Below are 18,573 nucleotides of genomic sequence, written 5' to 3'. Positions count from 1 at the left end.
CGGCCGCTGGGACGGCCTCGTACAGGAGGAACGCAAGAGGCGGGCGCCGGATTCCTCCGGGCCCGCCTCAGCGGTGTCCTACGGGTGTCTCAGGGCTTTCCGGGGGCTTTCACGAGCCTGTCCCCCCCGGTACGGATCCGGGTCCGCTCCTCAGACCTTGAGGAGCGACTCCAGGGGAGCGCCCGAGAGGGCCGGCTCCAGACGGCCGCGGCCGCCGAGGAAGCCGAGCTCCATCAGCACGGCGACGCCCGCGACCTCGGCGCCCGCCCGGCGGATCAGCTGGAGCGAGGCCTCCGCGGTGCCACCGGTGGCCAGGACGTCGTCGACGACCAGGATGCGGTCGCCCACGGCCAGGTCCTCGGCGTGCACCTCGATCTCGGCGGAGCCGTACTCCAGGTCGTACGCCTGCGACAGGGTCGCTCCGGGGAGCTTGCCCGCCTTGCGTACGGGGATGAAGCCGAGCCCGGCGCGGACGGCGACCGGGGCGCCGAGGATGAAGCCGCGGGCCTCCAGGCCGACGATCTTCGTGGCCTCGGTGCGCACGGCGATCTCCGCGAGAGCGTCGGTGAGCGCCGTGAACGCCCCCGGGTCGGCCAGGAGCGGGGTGATGTCCTTGAACATCACACCCGGCTCCGGGTAGTCGGCCACGTCGCGGATACGGCTGAGCAGCAGCGTCGTGATGTCTGCGAGCTCGGTCATCGGCGCTTCCCCGAAGGTCGGCCGCGGCCCCGGCTGCGGGACGCGGGCTGGTTGCGCGGGCCGACGACCGCCGCGGCGGCGTCCTCCGCCTCGTCGTCGTCAAATGGTTCCTCGGAGACCTGGGGCTCCAGGGACTCGCCCTTCGCGGCTGCCTGGGCCCGCTTGGCGAGGACGCGCTTCCTGAGGGCCTTCATCTGCGGCTCGCGCTCCTTGAGGTCGGCGACGAGCGGCGTGGCGATGAAGATCGAGGAGTACGCGCCGGCCGCGAGGCCGACGAACAGCGACAGCGAGATGTCGTTGAGCATGCCCGCGCCGAGGACACCGCCACCGATGAACAGCAGGCCCGCGACCGGCAGCAGCGCGACCACCGTGGTGTTGATCGAGCGGACCAGGGTGCCGTTGATCGAACGGTCGGCGATCTCGCTGTACGTGAAGCGGGTCTGCTTGGTGATGTCCTTCGTCTGCTCCTTGAGGCTGTCGAACACGACGACCGTGTCGTAGAGCGAGTAACCGAGGATGGTGAGCAGACCGATCACCGTGCCCGGGGTGACCTCGAAGCCGACCAGGGCATAGATGCCGACCGTGATGGTGATGTCGTGGATCAGGGCGACGAGCGCGGCCACCGCCATGCGCCACTCGAAGGCGATCGCCAGGTAGATCACGACGAGGACCATGAAGATCGCCAGGCCCTCCCAGGCCTTGTTGGCGATCTGCTCACCCCAGCTGGGGCCGACCAGGTCGGCGTTGATCTTCTCCGAGTTGACGTTCAGGTCCTTGGCGAGCACGTCCTTGATCTGGTCGGACTTGTCCGTGTCGATGCCGGCGATCTGGATGCGCATACCGCCGTTGCCGAGCTTCTGGACGACCGCGTCGTGGCCGGACGCCTCCTCCGCGTACGTCTCGGCCTGGGACACCGAGACCGCGGTCTTCTCGGTGGTGAAGACGGCGCCGCCCTGGAACTCGATGCCCATGTTCAGGCCGCGCACCGTCAGGCCGAGGATGGCCGTGATGGTGATCAGGATCGAGATGCCGTACCAGATCTTGCGCTTGCCGACGAAGTCGTAGCCGATCTCGCCGCGGTGGAGCCGGGCGCCGAGGGTGCCGAGTTTCGACATCTCACGCCTCCTTCGGGTCGACGGGGGCGGAGGGACGGCGAGTACGGCGCAGCGGGGGCTTGGCGCCCAGGGCCTTGGGGTCGAGGCCGGACCACTTGTGGCCGCTCGCGTAGAACTTCCGGCGGGCGAGGAGCGTCATCAGCGGCTTGGTGAAGAAGAACACGACGACGACGTCGAGCACCGTGGTCAGACCGAGCGTGAACGCGAAGCCCTGGACCTTGCCGACGGTGACGATGAAGAGCACCGCGGCGGCGAGGAACGACACGAAGTCGGAGACCAGGATGGTGCGCCGGGCGCGCGGCCAGGCACGCTCGACGGCCGGGCGCAGGGAGCGGCCCTCGCGGATCTCGTCCCGGATGCGTTCGAAGAACACGATGAACGAGTCCGCTGTGATACCGATCGCGACGATCGCACCACAGACGGCCGGCAGGTTCAGCGCGAAGCCGATGGTGGGGCCGAGCAGCGCCATGATCACGTACGTGAGGGCACCCGACACCAGCAGGGAGGGGATGGCGATGATCGACAGGCCCCGGTAGTAGAGCACCAGGTAGATGACGACCAGGGCGAGGCCGATGGCGCCCGCGATCAGACCGGCGTGCAGCTGCTCACCGCCGAGTGCGGCGGTCACCGTGGTGACGCTCGACTCCTTGAAGGTGAGCGGCAGGGCGCCGTACTTCAGCATGTTCGCCAGGTCCTGCGCCTCGGTCTGGTCGAAGCTGCCCGAGATCTCCGCGTTGCCGCCGGTCAGCGCCTGGCTGACGTACGGGTCGGAGACGACCTCACCGTCGAGGACGATGGCGAACTGGTTCTGCGGGGACTGGTTCTGCGCGAGCTTGCCGGTGATGTCGGCGAACTTCTTGGAGCCACCGGACGTGAAGTCCATGGTGACCTTCCAGCCGACGGCACTCTGGGTGTCGAAGACGGCGGAGGCGGTCTTGATGTCCGTGCCCGAGACCTCGGCCGGGCCGAGGATGTACTTCTGCCACTGGCCCGAGGAGTTCTGGCCGCAGGCCACCGTGGTGTCGGTGGGCTTGGCGCCCTCACCGGCCGTGGCGCGGGCCGCCTTCTTCGAGCAGTCGAGCGCGGTGTACTGGGCCTCCAGCTTGGTGGCAGCGGCGCTGGCGCTCGCGCTGTCGGTCGCCGACGGCGAGGCGCTGGAGGAGGCCGAGGAGCCGGCCGAGGCGCTGGCGGAGCTGCTCGCGGACGGCGTGGAGTCGGCCTTCAGGGCGTCGGTGACCGCGCGGCCCTGGGAGGTGGCGGTGGCCGACGGCGTCGCGGAGCTCGACGAGGTCGCCTTGTCCGTGGCCTTCGAGGAGGCGCTGCTGGAAGGGCTGGGCGAGGAGCTGCCCGACGAACTGGCCGACGGGCTGGCCGTCGCCGCCGTACCGGAGACCTCGGTGGTCAGGACCGGACGGAAGTACAGCTTGGCGGTGGTGCCGACCTGCTCCCGGGCCTGCTTGGAGTTCGTGCCCTTGGGGATGTTGACAATGATGTTGTCGGATCCCTGGGTCTGCACCTCGGCCTCAGAGACGCCGAGACCGTTGACACGGCGGTTCATGATGTCGACCGCGGTGTTCATGTTGGTCTTGTTGATCGCGTTCGGCTGGCCCGGCTCGTTCTTCGCCGTGAGCGTGATGCTCGTGCCGCCGGCGAGGTCGATGCCGAGACGCGGGGTGGGGTGCCCGGAGAGGAACATCCCCCCCGTGAGCGCCACGATGGCGATCAGGATGAGGGCCAGCGAGCGCCCCGGCCTGCTCTGGGCGCTCGCGCTCCGGCCCTTCTTCGGTGCTGCCACCTTCTCGTACTCCCTCTCGGGCCGCCGTGCGCGGGGTCAGCGCGTGGACGGCCATGACATGGTGTCGGGATTCCGTGCGAAAACACAGGTCCCGGAGGCGCGGGGCGCAAGCGGATCGCGCCGCGTCCCCGGGGCGTGGCTACTTCGCGTCGGACCCGCCGTCGGTCTTCTTCGGCTCAGCTTCGTCCGCCTCGTCGGCCTTCACCTCGTCGGCCTTCACCTTGGCGGGCTCGTCGGACGGCTCGGCCGTCGCGTCCTTCTTGACGAGGTCGAGAGGCTTGTCGTCGGAGGCGTCGGAAGAGGCGTCGGCGGCGGGCTCGTCGGTCTCGGTGAGGGAGGAGGCGTCGTCCGGGACGACCGACCCGTCGGCTTCCAGATCGTGCTCGACGCCGTGGACGATGCGGTTGTACTCGTCGTCGGTGAGCACCGCGCCGATCGCGTTCTTCGCGAACAGCAGGTCGACGCCCGGGCCGGCGTCAAGGAGGACCGAGTCCTCGTTGACCTCCTTGACAGTGGCGTACATGCCACCGATCGTGCGCACGCCGGAGCCGGGCTGCATCTCATTGCGCATGGAAGCGGCCTGCTGCTGCTTCTTCTTGGCCGACCGGGTCATCAGGAACATGGCCCCGATGAGCACGATGAACGGGAGGAGGGTCACGAGACTCACGGGTCGGAACTTCCTTCTTCGACCGCGATGGTGAGCGGCCTGCTGGATGGGGGTATGTACACCACCGACAAGGGCGGCATCGGCGGAGTCTAAGCGAGTCCGCCGTCAAGGAACAACGCTCAGCATGGCACCGGGGTTCCTGACCCCGCGAGTGCCCGCGCCGTCACGCCCTGAACAGGTCCCCTTGTCCGTTTCCCCCGGTCGACCGGGGGGGTGGTGTCAGGCCGAGATGCGCCCATGCGGCCGGGGTCGCCACCCGGCCACGCGGTGTGCGGGCGAGCAGTCCCTCCCGTACGAGGAAGGGTTCGGCGACCTCCTCCACGGTCTCACGTTCCTCCCCCACCGCGACAGCGAGTGTGGACAGGCCGACCGGGCCGCCGCCGAACAGCTTGAGCAGGGCTTCCAGGACTCCGCGGTCGAGGCGGTCGAGGCCGCGGGCGTCGACCTCGTAGACCTTCAGCGCGGCCGCCGCGATCTCGCGGGTGATGATCCCGTCGGCCTTGACCTGCGCGTAGTCCCGTACGCGGCGCAGCAGGCGGTTGGCGATGCGGGGTGTGCCGCGGGAGCGCCCCGCGATCTCGGCGGCGCCTTCCGAGCCGATCTCGACGTCGAGCAGGTTGGCCGAGCGGTGGATGACGCGCTGCAGCTCGGCGGGCTCGTAGAACTCCATGTGCGCGGTGAAACCGAAGCGGTCGCGCAGCGGGGGCGGCAGCAGGCCCGCGCGCGTGGTGGCGCCGACCAGGGTGAACGGCGGCAGCTCCAGCGGGATCGCGGTGGCGCCGGGGCCCTTGCCGACGATCACGTCGACACGGAAGTCCTCCATCGCCATGTAGAGCATCTCCTCGGCGGGCCGGGACATGCGGTGGATCTCGTCGAGGAAGAGCACCTCGCCCTCCTGCAGGGAGGAGAGGATCGCGGCGAGGTCTCCGGCGTGCTGGATGGCGGGGCCGCTGGTGATGCGGATCGGGGCTTCCATCTCGGCTGCGATGATCATCGAGAGGGTGGTCTTGCCGAGGCCGGGGGCGCCGGAGAGCAGCACGTGGTCGGCGGTCGCGCCCCGCGCGCGTGCGGCACGCAGGACGAGGTCGAGCTGCTCGCGGACCTTCTCCTGGCCGATGAACTCGTCCAGGTCCTTGGGGCGCAGCGCCGCCTCGACGGCCTGGTCCTCACGGTCGGCGGACGCGCCGACGAGCCGCTCGGCGGCGGTCTCGTCGGTCGGGTCGTCCCAGTTCACTGAAGTTCTCCTCGCCGTGGCTTGCCGGCTGCGTGATCCGGCCGGGGTCCGGGGGCTGCCCCGGGAAGACACAGCATGTAGGTGTGCCTGGTGGTCTGGTGGTCGGGCGGCCGGTGGTTCAGCGGGCGCGGTTGAGGGTCTGCAGGGCGGCCTTGAGCAGCTGGCCCACCTGGGGTGTGCCCGCGGCGGCCTCGGCCTGCGGGGCGACCGCGGAGACGGCCTCGTCGGCCTCGCGGGTCGCGTACCCGAGACCGATCAGCGCGGCGTGCAGCTGGTCGCGCCAGCCGGTACTGACCGGGGCGCCGATGCCGGTGCTCGTGCCGAGGGGCTCGCCGAGACGGTCCTTGAGCTCCAGCAGGAGCTTCTGAGCGCCTCTCTTGCCGATGCCCGGGACGGCGGTGAGCGTCTTCTCGTCGCCCGTGGCGATCGCGCGGCGCAGGGCGTCGGGCGAGTGCGTGGCGAGCATGGCCTGCGCGAGGCGCGGGCCGACCCCGCTCGCGGTCTGCAGCAGCTCGAAGGTCCCCCGCTCGTCGTCGTCCGCGAATCCGTACAGGGTCAGGGAGTCCTCGCGTACGACGAGGGAGGTGGCGAGCTTGGCCTGCTGTCCCCTGCGCAGCCCGGAGAGCGTGTTGGGCGAGCACTGGACGGTGATGCCGATGCCGCCGACCTCGACGACCGCGGAGTCGGGGGCGAGGGCGGCGACCGGGCCGCTGACGAAGGCGATCATGCGGTACGGCCTTTCGATGCGTGGGGCGATGCGTGGGGCCCTGTGTGGGGCGCGGTGTCTGTCGCTGCGTGCAGGGCGGCGGCCTGCTGGAGCCGGTTCTGCGCGACGGCCTGCTGGAGCCGGTTCTGGGCGACGGCCTGTTGGAGCCGGTTCTGGGCGACGGCCTGTTGGAGTCGGTTCTGGGCGGGGGCTCGCCAGAGGTGACAGATGGCGAGGGCGAGGGCGTCCGCCGCGTCGGCGGGCTTGGGGGGCGCGTCGAGCCGGAGCAGGCGTGTGACCATCGCGCCGACCTGGGCCTTGTCCGCGCGTCCGCTGCCGGTGACGGCGGCCTTGACCTCGCTCGGGGTGTGCAGGGCGACCGGGAGGCCGCGGCGGGCGGCGCAGAGCATGGCGACGGCGCTGGCCTGGGCCGTGCCCATCACCGTCCGTACGTTGTGCTGGCTGAACACTCGCTCCACGGCGACCACTTCGGGGTCGTACTCGTCGAGCCACCGCTCGATGCCCTGCTCGATGGCGACGAGGCGCGGACCCAACTCGGCGTCCACCGGGGTGCGTACGACCCCGACGCCGCGCATGGTCAGGGGCCGGCCCGCGACTCCCTCGACCACGCCGACACCGCATCGGGTCAGCCCGGGGTCAACACCCAGTACCCGCACCCCAGCCCCCTTCTTCGACCACCTGTTTGTGCAGGCTATCGGGTGCCACTGACAAAGCGACGGGCCGACGGGTGTGTCCCGTCGGCCCGTTCGACTGCTCAGCGCCTCAGGCGTCGACCTTGGCCATCACGTCGTCGCTCACGTCGAAGTTGGCGAAGACGTTCTGCACGTCGTCGCTGTCCTCAAGGGCGTCGATCAGCTTGAAGATCTTCCGCGCGCCCTCCTCGTCCAGCTCGACCTGCATGGTCGGGACGAAGTTGGCGTCGGCGGAGTCGTAGTCGATCCCGGCGTCCTGGAGGGCGGTGCGCACCGCGACCAGGTCGGTCGCCTCGGAGATCACCTCGAAGGACTCGCCGAGGTCGTTGACCTCCTCCGCACCGGCGTCGAGCACGGCGCCCAGGACGTCGTCCTCGGCCAGCTCACCCTTGGGCACGATCACGACGCCCTTGCGGTTGAACAGGTACGACACGGAGCCGGGGTCGGCCATGTTGCCGCCGTTGCGCGTCATGGCGACACGGACGTCCGAGGCGGCGCGGTTGCGGTTGTCGGTGAGGCACTCGATGAGCACCGCGACGCCGTTCGGGCCGTAACCCTCGTACATGATCGTCTCGTAGTCGGCGCCACCGGCTTCGAGACCGGCGCCACGCTTGACCGCGGAGTCGATGTTCTTGTTCGGGACCGAGCTCTTCTTGGCCTTCTGGATGGCGTCGAACAGCGTCGGGTTGCCGGACACATCGGCGCCGCCCGTACGGGCCGCGACCTCGATGTTCTTGATCATTTTCGCGAAGAGCTTGCCGCGTTTGGCGTCGATCACGGCCTTCTTGTGCTTCGTCGTAGCCCATTTAGAGTGGCCGGACATCTGCCTGTCTCCTTCGCGTAACCCATCCGGTACGAACTCCCCCGGACTTCCAGCGACCGGGGGACCCCCAGATCCTACAAGGCCTGTGGTGTCCGGTCCGCGCGCACCATGTCGACGAACAGCCCGTGCACGCGGTGGTCGCCGGTCAGTTCCGGGTGGAACGACGTGGCGAGCGCGTTGCCCTGGCGTACGGCGACGATGTGGCCCTCGTGCTCGGCGAGCACCTCGGCCGCGGCACCCACGGACTCGACCCAGGGGGCGCGGATGAAGACGCCCTCTACAGGATCGCCCTCGACGCCCTCGACGTCGACCGCCGCTTCGAAGGATTCGTTCTGACGTCCGAAGGCGTTGCGGCGCACGATCATGTCGATGCCGCCGATCGTCTCCTGGCCCGAGCGCGGGTCGAGGATCTTGTCGGCGAGCATGATCATGCCGGCGCAGGTGCCGTACACGGGCATGCCGCCCCGCACGCGCGCGCGGAGGGGTTCCAGCATGCCGAAGAGGACAGCCAGCTTGGAGATGGTGGTGGACTCGCCGCCCGGGATGACCAGGCCGTCCACTTCGGCGAGCTCCTCGGGGCGCCGCACCGGCCTGGCCACGGCGTCGGCCGCGGCCAGGGCGATGAGGTGCTCCCGTACGTCGCCCTGGAGGGCCAGGACGCCTATGACGGGGGTGTTCATCAGTGGGGTGCCTTACCAGCCGCGGTTCGCGTAGCGCTCGGCCTCGGGGAGGGTGTCGCAGTTGATGCCGACCATGGCCTCGCCGAGGTTGCGGGACGCGTCCGCGATGATCTTCGGGTCGTCGTAGAAGGTGGTCGCCTTCACGATGGCGGCGGCGCGCTTGGCCGGGTCGCCGGACTTGAAGATGCCGGAGCCGACGAAGACGCCCTCGGCGCCGAGCTGGCGCATCAGCGCGGCGTCGGCGGGGGTGGCGACACCGCCCGCGGAGAACAGCACGACCGGGAGCTTGCCGAGCTCGGCGACTTCCTTGACCAGTTCGTACGGGGCACGCAGGTCCTTGGCGGCGGCGTACAGCTCGTTGTTGTCGAAGCCGCGCAGCCTGGCGATCTCGTTCTTGATCTGGCGCAGGTGGCGGACCGCCTCGACGACGTTACCGGTGCCGGCCTCGCCCTTGGAGCGGATCATGGCGGCGCCCTCGGCTATGCGGCGCAGGGCCTCGCCGAGGTTGGTGGCGCCGCAGACGAAGGGGGTCGTGAAGGCCCACTTGTCGGAGTGGTTGACCTCGTCGGCCGGGGTGAGGACCTCGGACTCGTCGATGTAGTCGACGCCGAGGGACTGCAGGACCTGGGCCTCGACGAAGTGGCCGATGCGGGACTTGGCCATGACGGGGATGGAGACCGCCTCGATGATCTCCTCGATCATGGTCGGGTCCGACATACGGGCCACGCCGCCGTCCTTGCGGATGTCGGCGGGGACCCGCTCCAGGGCCATCACGGCCACGGCGCCGGCGTCCTCGGCGATCTTCGCCTGCTCGGCGTTGACCACGTCCATGATCACGCCGCCCTTGAGCTGCTCGGCCATGCCGCGCTTTACGCGGGCGGTGCCGGTCGCGGCGGTTTCGGCGGGCTGGGCGGAGTTGGAGAGCGTGCTCGACACGGGTGACCTCACTCGGTGAAAGAGGGTTTCTGCAGCACCGAGGAAACGGGACGGGACCAGTCCACAGCAAGGGCCAATGGAGACCCGGTGGATCGTTTTCGCCCCCGCCGCCCCTACCCGTCCCATCCTCAACCCGGGGGCTCCACCCCCAGACCCCCGTTCGGCCTGCACGGCCTCGTCCTCAAACGCCGGACAGGCTGATGATGCGCGCCGGCGCTCTCAAGGGCCGCGGGGAACTGCGCGACCAGCCCCCACCGGCCGTCAGCCAAAAAACTCCGGACGGCCAGGGGATCCGGGGCGCAGCCCCGGCCTTTCAGGGGCGCGGGGAACTGCGCGACCAACCCCCACCCACCCGCAGCCAAGCAACCCGGAGCAAGCGGGGGATCCGGGGCGCAGCCCCGGCCTTTCACCCCGCGGGTCAGGTCGTGGGGCGGTCCGCCAAAGCCGTGGGCGGCTCGTCGTCCATTTCGAAGGCCATGGGGAAGGGCGCATGGCCGGCGAGGCGGAACCAGCGGACCTTGCGGTGCCGGCGCAGCGCGCGGGCGGCGCGTACCGAGTCGTTGTGGAACCGCCGAGCCATCGGCACCCGCCGCACCGCCTGCGCCAGCTCACTCGCCGCCGCGTCCCCGCCCGGCGCCTCCCGCACCGCCTCCACCTGCTGCGGCTCCCCGAAAACGGCCCGCAGCGCCTGGCTCAGCTCGCTCTCGGCCACCTCACGCTGTTCCTCCTCCGCCTGCCGCGCGGCGTGCGCCGCCTCGTACAGCACGATCGAGGCGGCCGGATCCAGCACCCCGGAGGTCGCCAGCTCCTGGGCCACCGAGGCGCGGCGCAACAGCTGCGCGTCGAGGGCGGCGCGCGCGGCGTCGATCCGGGCGTGCAGCCGGTCGAGACGCCCCGCGGTCCAGCTCAGATAGAGGCCGATCACGACGAGGACGACGAGGATCCAGATGAGGGTTGCGGTCACGGGCGGCAAGGCTACCCGGGCACGGTCACCCCTCCCCCACGTCCCAGGCGCAACGGAAACCGCCGTGTCCGGTCGAGGAGTCGGGTGTGTTCTTCGAACGGGCGGCCACCCGGTAGCGGTTGCAGTACGAGGCGTGGCACAGGTACGAGCCGCCGCGGATGACCCGCTGGTCGGGTTCCGCCGCGCAGAAGGCGTCCGCGCACCACTCCCACACGTTGCCCGAAGTGTTTTACAGGCCGAAGCCGTTGGGCTCGTACGAGTCCACCGGGACGGTCCCGGTGGCACCGCCGGGGCGGGTGCTGACCCGGGGGAAGTCGCCCCGCCAGGTGTTCATGCGTTCCTGGCCGGCGGGGGTGATCTCGTCTCCCCAGGGACAGCGGCGGCCGTCCGGGCCACCGCGCGCCGCGTACTCCCATTCCGCCTCGGTGGGCAGCCGGGCGCCCGCCCAGGCGCAGTACGCGAGGGCGTCGTGGTACGCGATGTGCACCACGGGGTGGTCCGCGCGCTCGTCCAGGTCCGAGCCGGGGCCCTCGGGCGCGCTCCAGTGGGCGCCCTCGACACCCAGCCACCAGGGCGCCGCGGCGACGGCACCGAGAACGGCCGCCCGCGCGCGGGGATGCAGCAGCAGATGGAACACGAACGAACTGCCGTACCGCTCCGCCTCCGTCACATGTCCGGTCGCCCGGACGAAGTCCGTGAACCGGGCGTTGGTGACGGCCGTCGCGTCGATCCGGAACGGCTGGACGCGCACCGTACGGACCGGCCCCTCGGCGTCGTCCGGGTACCCCTCGCCGAAGGTGTCGCCCATGCGGAACTCGCCGCCGGGCAGCGTGACCGCGTCGGCGTCGGGCGCGGTACGGGGACGGTCGCCCGCTCTCGTGTCAGGAGGCGACACCGGTCCGGACGGTTGGGAAAGCAAACTGGCCTTCCCGCGCGCGGGTGCGCAGCACGGCCCTCCCCCGCCCGAGGCCGCCGTGTCCGACGCACCAGACGCACCAGACGCACCAGACCTGCCGGACGTGCCCGACGCACCAGATGTGCCGGGCTCGTCCGAAGGAACCGGCACGCTCAGTCCCGTGCCAGCCCGAACCGCGCCCGCAGCCCCGTCCGTTCGTCCGCCGCCACCGCCGCCGCCCCGTCCGTCACCGTCTCGTAGACGGACAGGATGTCCGCCCCGACCGTGGACCAGTCGAAGCGCCGCACATGGGCGCTGCCGCGCGCGCGGAGCTCGGTCCGGCGTTCGGGGTCGGCGAGCAGCCGCAGGGCGGAAGCCGCCAGCGCGTCCGCGTCCTCGTTGGCGAAGAGTTCTCCCGCCGCCCCCTGGTCGAGTACCTGCGCGAAGGCGTCAAGATCGGAGGCCAGCACCGGCGCCCCCGCCGACATCGCCTCCACCAGGATGATGCCGAAGCTCTCGCCGCCGGTGTTGGGCGCCACGTACACGTCGACGCTGCGCAGGAAGCGTGCCTTGTCCTCGTCGCTGATCATGCCGAGGAATTCGACGCGCGAGCGCATCTCGTCCGGCAGGGACTCGACGGCCTCCTCCTCGTCACCGCGTCCGGCGACCAGGAGCCGGGTCCTCGGACGCTCGGCGAGGATCTTGGGGAGGGCCTTCATGAGGACGGGCAGGCCCTTGCGGGGCTCGTCGATGCGGCCGATGAAGCCGAGGGTGTCGCCCTGCCACTCGGGCTTGGGCTTGGCGCGGGCGAAGAAGTCGACGTCGACGCCGTTCGGGATGACGACCGCGTCGCCGCCCAGGTGCTCGACCAGGGTGCGGCGCGCGTACTCGCTGACCGCGATCCGCGCGCTGATCTTCTCCAGGGCCGCCTGCAGGATGGAGTACGCCGCGACCATCGCCCGGGAGCGCGGGTTCGAGGTGTGGAAGGTGGCGACGATGGGCCCCTGTGCGGCCCAGCACGCGAGCAGCCCGAGGGACGGCGAGGCCGGCTCATGGATGTGGATCACATCGAAGGTGCCCTCGTGCAGCCAGCGCCGCACCCTGGCCGCCGACAGGAAGCCGAAGTTCAGGCGTGCCACGGAGCCGTTGTACGGCACCGGGACCGCGCGGCCCGCCGAGACGACGTACGGCGGCAGCGGTGTCTCGTCGTCCGCGGGCGCGAGTACGGAGACCTCGTGTCCGAGCCGGATGAGGTGCGCGGCCAGGTCACGGATGTGGAACTGGACGCCGCCCGGCACGTCCCACGAGTACGGGCAGACGATGCCGATCCTCACCGGGTTCCCTCCGCAGGATCCGTTGTCCCCTTGTCGGGATCCTTCCCGGGATCGAGATCCTTGAGCCACAAGCGCTGCAGCATGTGCCAGTCCTCCGGATGTTCGGCGATACCCGTGGCGAAGGCGTCGGCCAGCGCCTGTGTCATGACAGACGTCTTCTCGGCCCGGGTACCTGTCTCGGGGACCTCGACGGGGGGATGCACACGGCCCTGCATCACGGGCGAGTCGTCGTACCAGAGCGTCACGGGGATAAGGATCGCGCCGGTCTGCTGGGCCAGCAGAGCCGGTCCGGCGGGCATCCGGGTGGCCTCGCCGAAGAACTCCACCTCGACGCCCGACGCGGACAGATCGCGCTCGGCGACCAGGCAGACCAGTCCGCCGTCGCGCAGTCGCCGCGCCAGCGTGCCGAAGGCGGTGCCGCCGCTGTGCGGCAGCACCTCCATGCCGAGGCCCTCGCGATAGGCGACGAAACGGTCGTAGAGCGATTCCGGCTCAAGGCGCTCGGCGACCGTCGTGAACGGCGTCTCCAGCCTGGTGGTGACCCAGGCGCCCGCGAGGTCCCAGTTGCCCATGTGCGGAAGGGCGAGGAGGACGCCCCGGTCGGAGGCGAGCGCGTCCGTCAGATGGTGCACGTCCACGGGATCGAAGCCCGTCCGCATCCGCTCCTTGCTCCAGGCGGGGAGGCGGAAGGACTCCATCCAGTAGCGCAGGTACGAGCGCATGCCGGCCCTGGAGAGCTCGGCGAGCCGCTCCGGGGTCGCGTCGGGCAGCACGCGCGCGTAGTTGCTCTCCAGGCGCTGTACGCCCTTGCCGCGCCGCTTCCAGGCGATGTCCGCGACGGTGCGCCCGAGACGCGCGGCGACCGGCTCCGGGAGCTTCTTGACCGTGCTCCAGCCGAGCGCGTACCCCCCGTCCACCAGCCTCTCCCGGAGGCTTGTCACGAGGTGGCCCCGCTGTTCTGCGCCGCGGCCGCGGCGTCCGCCTCCGCGGACTCCCGGCGCACCGTGACGACGCGCTGGACGAGCGTGACGAGACTGCCGACGGCGACGATCCACAGCGCGATGGGCAGCAGCACCTGGATGCCGGGCACACCGAACGTGTGCAGACCCGCCAGACCGGCCGCGACCAGCGAGATCACAAGCCGCTCGGCGCGCTCCACCAGGCCGTTGACCGCGACCGGCAGTCCGATCGACTCGCCGCGGGCCTTGGTGTACGAGACCACCTGGCCACTGGCCAGGCAGAAGATCGACACGGCGCACAGGACGTTGTTGTCACCGCCGCCCGCGTACCAGAGCGCGAAGCCGCCGAAGATCGCGCCGTCGGCGACCCGGTCGAGCGTGGAGTCCAGGAAGGCGCCCCAGCGGCTGGAGCGGCCGAGCTGGCGCGCCATGTTGCCGTCGACAAGGTCGGAGAACACGAACAGAGTGATGACGATCGTGCCCCAGAAGAACTCCCCCCGGGGGTAGAAGACCAGCGCGCCCGCCATCACTCCGGCCGTGCCCAGGAGGGTGACCGTGTCGGGGCTTACCCCCCGGCGGATGAGAAACGCGGCGAACGGTGTGAGGACACGCGTGAAGAATGCACGCGCGTACTTGTTCAGCATGGCCTTCCCGAGGTTCGGTGTCGCCGCGCGGCCCCTGCTGGCCACCGGCTGGCCCATCGTAGCCAGGCGCGCGCATGTACGACGGTCGGGCACCCGCACACCTGTGTCACGGAGGGATGCCATCGGCGTCACGGCGGGATCGCGTCCTCCGTATGGACGCACCGTGACGCGAGTGCAAAGCTCGAAGACACCGCGGGCGTCATCGGAGCCGCACCGCTGGGGTGCCCCCTCTGGGGGAGGATCCGCACGCCCGCGCCCACAGTGACCTCACCGTGCACGGGAGGCAAGACCATGGGCGACAAGGCGAACGCACAAACCGGAGCCGCCGGCAGGGCTACGGCGGCCGACCACCCCGCGTCCGTACGGAATGTGGTGCTGGTCGGCCACAGCGGATCCGGCAAGACGACATTGGTGGAAGCTCTCGCGCTGACAGCGGGGGCGGTGAATCGGGCGGGCCGGGTGGAGGACGGCACCGCCGTCTCCGACTACGACGAGATCGAGCACCGGCAGCAGCGCTCGGTGCAGCTCTCCCTGGTACCCGTCGACTGGGACGGATACAAGATCAATATCCTCGACACCCCCGGATACGCCGACTTCGTCGGGGAACTCAGGGCCGGTCTGCGCGCGGCGGACGCGGCCCTTTTCGTCATCTCGGCCTCGGACGGGGTGGACGGCTCGACCCGGATGGTGTGGGAGGAGTGCGCGGCGGTCGGCATGCCGCGCGCCATCGTGATCACCCACCTGGAGTCGGCGCGCGCCGACTTCGAGGAGATGACACGGATCTGCGCGGAGGCCTTCGGGGCGGACGACCCCGACGCCGTGCTGCCGCTGTACCTGCCCCTGCACGGCGCGCAGGGACCCGACGGGCACGCGACCGTGACGGGCCTGATCGGGCTGCTCTCGCAGCGACTGTTCGACTACTCCTCCGGGGAGCGCAAGGAGGCCGAGCCGGGGCCCGAGCAGCTGCCGCTGATCGAGGAGGCGCGCAACCGGCTGATCGAGGGGATCATCGCCGAGAGCGAGGACGAGACCCTCATGGACCGCTATCTCGGCGGCGAGCAGATCGACGTCAGCACGCTCATACAGGACCTGGAACGGGCCGTGGCGCGCGGGGCCTTCTTCCCCGTCCTGGCGGGCGCGCCCGCCGCCGAGGGCGCCCGTCAGGGCCTGGGCACGGTCGAGCTCCTGGAACTCGTCACGCGCGGCTTCCCGACCCCGCTGGAGCGCCCGGCACCCACGGTGACCACACCGCAGGGACAGGAACGCGAGGTCAAGGCCTGCGACCCGGACGGGCCGCTGGTCGCGGAGGTCCTGAAAACGGCCAGCGACCCCTATGTGGGCCGGGTCTCGCTCGTACGCGTCTTCTCGGGCACCCTGCGCCCCGACGAGACGGTGCACGTCTCCGGGCACGGGCTGACCGACCGCGGCCACGAGGGCCGCGCCCTCCGCGAAGCCGACGAGCGCGTCGGCTCCCTGTCCGCGCCCTTCGGCAAACAGCAGCGCGTGCTGACGCACTGCATCGCGGGCGACCTGGCGTGCGTGGCGAAGCTCAACCGGGCCGAGACCGGCGACACGCTCTCCGCCAAGGACGACCCGCTGCTGATGGAGCCCTGGCAGATGCCGGATCCCCTGCTGCCGCTCGCCATCCAGGCGCACAGCAAGGCCGACGAGGACAAGCTCTCGCAGGGCCTGGGACGGCTGGTCGCCGAGGACCCCACCATGCGCCTGGAACAGAACCAGAACACCCACCAGGTCGTCCTGTGGTGCCTGGGCGAGGCCCACGCGGACGTCGCCCTGGAGCGGCTGCGCAGCCGCTACGGCGTCCAGGTCGACGTCGTACCGCACAAGGTCTCCCTGCGGGAGACGTTCGCGGACCGGGCCGGCGGGCGCGGGCGCCATGTGAAGCAGTCGGGCGGCCACGGCCAGTACGCGATCTGCGAGATCGAGGTCGAACCGCTCCCGAACGGCTCGGGCATCGAGTTCGTGGACAAGGTCGTCGGCGGGGCCGTGCCCCGGCAGTTCATCCCGTCCGTCGAGAAGGGCGTGCGCGCCCAGGCCGCCAAGGGCGTGGCGGCGGGCTATCCCCTCATCGACGTACGGATCACCCTGCTCGACGGCAAGGCGCACTCCGTGGACTCCTCCGACGCCGCCTTCCAGACCGCGGGCGCGCTCGCCCTGCGCGAGGCCGCCGCCGACACCAGGATCCATCTGCTGGAACCGGTGGCCGAGGTGACGGTCCTGATCGGCGACGAGTACGTGGGCGCCGTGATGAGCGACCTGTCGGGGCGGCGCGGCCGGGTCGTCGGCACCGAGCAGGCGAGCGGCGCGCGCACGCTCGTACGGGCCGAGGTCCCGGAGATCGAGATCGGGCGGTACTCCATCGATCTGCGCTCCCTGTCGCACGGCACCGCGCGCTTCAACCGCGCCTACGCACGGCACGAGCCGATGCCGGCCCAGATCGCCGAAAGGATTCGCGAACAGACGCGGGACGCCTAGCGGTTCGGCACTCATCAGGTCGGCGGGCGGCTTCGGCCGTCCGCCGACGAATGTCGGTCGCGGCCGATACTCTGAGAACCTGATCAAGACGATGACCTGATCAACAGGTGTGCGGGGCAGGGAAGTCGGGAAGGCCGCAGGAGCGACACCGGCGGCGATGGGGGCGGGAATGACGGTTCCAACCGGTTTCGAGGACATCTTCGGGCCACAGGTGCCACGGTCGGGCACGGACGAGTTGGCGACGTACGCCCTGGCCTCGGCGGCCTACCGGGACGACGAGGTCGGAAAGATCCTGGAGGCCAACAACGAGTGGCACGAGTCGACCGTCAAACCGAGCCGCAAGTGGGCAACGATCTTCCGGCCCAACCTCGGTGAGGCCTTCTCCCAGGCAGTGGTGTCCCGCATGCTGGGCGTCGGCCGCAGCCCGGTCATCCAGTCCTTCGGCATCGAACCGCAGGCCGTGGTCGAACACTGCCTGGCCGCGAACCGCCTCCGCAAGGAGCGTGACAACCGGCTCGCGGCCGTGATGGTGGTGTGCGGTCTGCTCTTCCTGCCGGGGCTCCTCCTGTGGCTGCTGGTCTTCCAGCTGCGGACCACCGTCGCCAAGCGCGAGGGCAAGCGTGCCCCCGCCCTCGCCACCGCTCTGCTGGTCGCGGTGGGTGCCTTCGCCGTGATCGCCATGATCCGGCTGCCCTTCACCGGCCCCCTCGCCTGGTACGTGCGCGGCGCGCTCGTCGCCCCCGTCGTCGGCTGGCTGCTGGCGAAGCAGATCTGCGAGCGCACGGCGAAGGACCTGCGCGCCCGCTGGGACGCTCTCCTCTCCGGCAGCACCGTGGGCGCCAGGGTTCCCGAATCCGTTCCCAGCAGCCCCGGCGACACCCGGGCCGAGCGGCTGCGCCAGGCGTTCGGCGAACTGCGCGACGAACAGCGGTCGAACGCGGTCTTCTACGCCGGCCGCAAGGGCATCCTCGGCATGGGCACGCGCTGGGGGCACTGGCACCTCGCCGAGGAACTGGTCCCGCTGGCCTCGGAACAGACGCAGAAGGTGGGCTCGCTGAGCGCGGAGCTGGCCAAACACCTGGTTCCGCCCCCGGAGATCGCCAGGTTCCAGAGCTTCGACGTGGTGAGCGCCATCGAGCGGGCCCTGGAGAGGCTCAACACCAGCCCATTGACCACGGGCGGTTTCCCCAAGCCCGAGATACGCCACTGGGTCGTCACGCACGTGCCCGACAGCGCCAAGGCGGTCACCCGCCCCGGCGGCAGCACGGCCCACCAGGTCAACCTGCAGCAGATGCGGGACATCTGCAACAAGCAGCAGTACGACAGCGGTGAACGGCACTACCTCGGTGTCCAATGGACCCTCTGGGACGGCCAGTTGGTGATCACCATGCTCGTCACCGTGACCGTGCTGCACAAGACCCTGCGCATCGAGCTCACCGGCCATGCCCTGGGACCGGTGAACGGCCTCTTCATGGGCAAGCCCGCGGCCAAGGAGAAGCAGGTCTCCAAGACGGTCAAGTTCTGGGAGACCCGCACGGTGAAGCTCCCGCTGGTGGACAACGACGAGGTGGTCCGTCTTGCCGCCCGCGCCCCGCTCACCTGGTACCCGCCGCTCCTCAACTGGCTCGGCGGCTCCCTGGCGCTTCCCGAGCCCTTCGGACTGCGCCACGCCTGGGCCGACCAGCCCTGGAAGCACCGCTTCATGTCCGACGACGTGCTGCGCAGCGCGACCCCCGTGCTCCGCGTGGTGCACGAGGCGGTCATCGAGTTCCTGAAGGGCCACAACGTGAACACCGAGAAGTTCGACGGTCGCACGTCCGCCCTCAGCGGCGCGGTCCAGGACCCGACGCCGAAGAAGGACGACGTGTACGACGCGTGAGCCTCCGGCGGAGGGGAGGCGCCCTGTCACAGGG

15 protein-coding genes and 2 pseudogenes are annotated in these 18,573 nt (G+C 70.5%); 2 read left to right on the top strand and 15 right to left on the bottom strand.

Translation table 11 applies throughout. The features are described from left to right. Window positions 1-150 precede the first annotated feature (150 nt). The 15 genes and pseudogenes from RV986_RS42140 to pgsA all read right to left on the bottom strand — a co-directional run bounded on the left by RV986_RS42140 (window position 151) and on the right by pgsA (window position 14,221). Window positions 151-699: an adenine phosphoribosyltransferase gene (locus tag RV986_RS42140; RefSeq protein ID WP_475922432.1), complete on the bottom strand. Its 549-nt coding sequence runs from the start codon at window positions 697-699 to the stop codon at window positions 151-153. Next, entirely contained in the window at window positions 696-1,814 is a 1,119-nt protein-coding gene (secF, locus tag RV986_RS42135; protein WP_475922431.1) for a protein translocase subunit SecF, read from the bottom strand. Before secF ends, RV986_RS42140 begins: the two co-directional genes overlap by 4 nt. 1 nt (window position 1,815) lies before the next feature. After that, window positions 1,816-3,609 (bottom strand): protein translocase subunit SecD, encoded by a 1,794-nt coding sequence (secD, locus tag RV986_RS42130; protein ID WP_475922430.1) that lies wholly within the window; start codon window positions 3,607-3,609, stop codon window positions 1,816-1,818. Between the two features lie 139 nt (window positions 3,610-3,748). Next, entirely contained in the window at window positions 3,749-4,276 is a 528-nt protein-coding gene (gene yajC, locus RV986_RS42125) for a preprotein translocase subunit YajC (protein ID WP_475922429.1), read from the bottom strand. Between the two features lie 163 nt (window positions 4,277-4,439). After that, window positions 4,440-5,510 carry a Holliday junction branch migration DNA helicase RuvB gene (gene ruvB, locus RV986_RS42120; RefSeq protein WP_475922428.1) on the bottom strand — a complete coding sequence of 357 codons (1,071 nt, stop codon included), beginning with the start codon at window positions 5,508-5,510 and terminating at the stop codon, window positions 4,440-4,442. A 118-nt stretch (window positions 5,511-5,628) separates the two neighbouring features. Beyond that, window positions 5,629-6,237 (bottom strand): Holliday junction branch migration protein RuvA, encoded by a 609-nt coding sequence (gene ruvA, locus RV986_RS42115; protein ID WP_475922427.1) that lies wholly within the window; start codon window positions 6,235-6,237, stop codon window positions 5,629-5,631. Between the two features lie 155 nt (window positions 6,238-6,392). Further along, window positions 6,393-6,893 (bottom strand): annotated as a pseudogene (gene ruvC / locus RV986_RS42110) (crossover junction endodeoxyribonuclease RuvC); the annotation flags it as partial. A 106-nt stretch (window positions 6,894-6,999) separates the two neighbouring features. Beyond that, complete coding sequence (locus tag RV986_RS42105; RefSeq protein WP_475922426.1) at window positions 7,000-7,752, bottom strand: YebC/PmpR family DNA-binding transcriptional regulator; 753 nt, start codon at window positions 7,750-7,752, stop codon at window positions 7,000-7,002. 74 nt (window positions 7,753-7,826) lie between these two features. Continuing rightward, window positions 7,827-8,432, bottom strand: coding sequence for a pyridoxal 5'-phosphate synthase glutaminase subunit PdxT (gene pdxT / locus RV986_RS42100; RefSeq protein WP_475922425.1), 606 nt, complete (start codon window positions 8,430-8,432; stop codon window positions 7,827-7,829). Between the two features lie 12 nt (window positions 8,433-8,444). Next, on the bottom strand, window positions 8,445-9,368 hold the full coding sequence (gene pdxS, locus RV986_RS42095) for a pyridoxal 5'-phosphate synthase lyase subunit PdxS (protein ID WP_475922424.1): 924 nt from the start codon (window positions 9,366-9,368) through the stop codon (window positions 8,445-8,447). 418 nt (window positions 9,369-9,786) lie between these two features. Then, window positions 9,787-10,332, bottom strand: coding sequence for a type II secretion system protein (locus tag RV986_RS42090; RefSeq protein ID WP_475922423.1), 546 nt, complete (start codon window positions 10,330-10,332; stop codon window positions 9,787-9,789). A 25-nt stretch (window positions 10,333-10,357) separates the two neighbouring features. Continuing rightward, window positions 10,358-11,251: pseudogene (locus tag RV986_RS42085) on the bottom strand (formylglycine-generating enzyme family protein). Between the two features lie 149 nt (window positions 11,252-11,400). After that, the gene (locus RV986_RS42080; RefSeq protein WP_475922422.1) at window positions 11,401-12,561 is read right to left on the bottom strand and encodes a glycosyltransferase family 4 protein; all 1,161 of its coding nucleotides are present in this window, start codon (window positions 12,559-12,561) and stop codon (window positions 11,401-11,403) included. After that, window positions 12,558-13,502 (bottom strand): phosphatidylinositol mannoside acyltransferase, encoded by a 945-nt coding sequence (locus tag RV986_RS42075; protein ID WP_475922421.1) that lies wholly within the window; start codon window positions 13,500-13,502, stop codon window positions 12,558-12,560. The genes RV986_RS42080 and RV986_RS42075 overlap by 4 nt, the downstream gene beginning before the upstream one ends. After that, window positions 13,499-14,221 carry a phosphatidylinositol phosphate synthase gene (pgsA, locus tag RV986_RS42070; RefSeq protein ID WP_475922420.1) on the bottom strand — a complete coding sequence of 241 codons (723 nt, stop codon included), beginning with the start codon at window positions 14,219-14,221 and terminating at the stop codon, window positions 13,499-13,501. Before pgsA ends, RV986_RS42075 begins: the two co-directional genes overlap by 4 nt. 234 nt (window positions 14,222-14,455) lie before the next feature. Between pgsA and RV986_RS42065 the strand changes: the two genes are divergently transcribed. Beyond that, complete coding sequence (locus RV986_RS42065; protein ID WP_475922419.1) at window positions 14,456-16,660, top strand: elongation factor G-like protein EF-G2; 2,205 nt, start codon at window positions 14,456-14,458, stop codon at window positions 16,658-16,660. A gap of 169 nt (window positions 16,661-16,829) precedes the next feature. Next, complete coding sequence (locus tag RV986_RS42060; RefSeq protein WP_475922418.1) at window positions 16,830-18,539, top strand: hypothetical protein; 1,710 nt, start codon at window positions 16,830-16,832, stop codon at window positions 18,537-18,539. Window positions 18,540-18,573 lie beyond the last annotated feature (34 nt).

This window comes from Streptomyces sp. RLA012, assembly GCF_056270325.1.
This window is presented reverse-complemented; position numbering and strand designations above follow the sequence as displayed.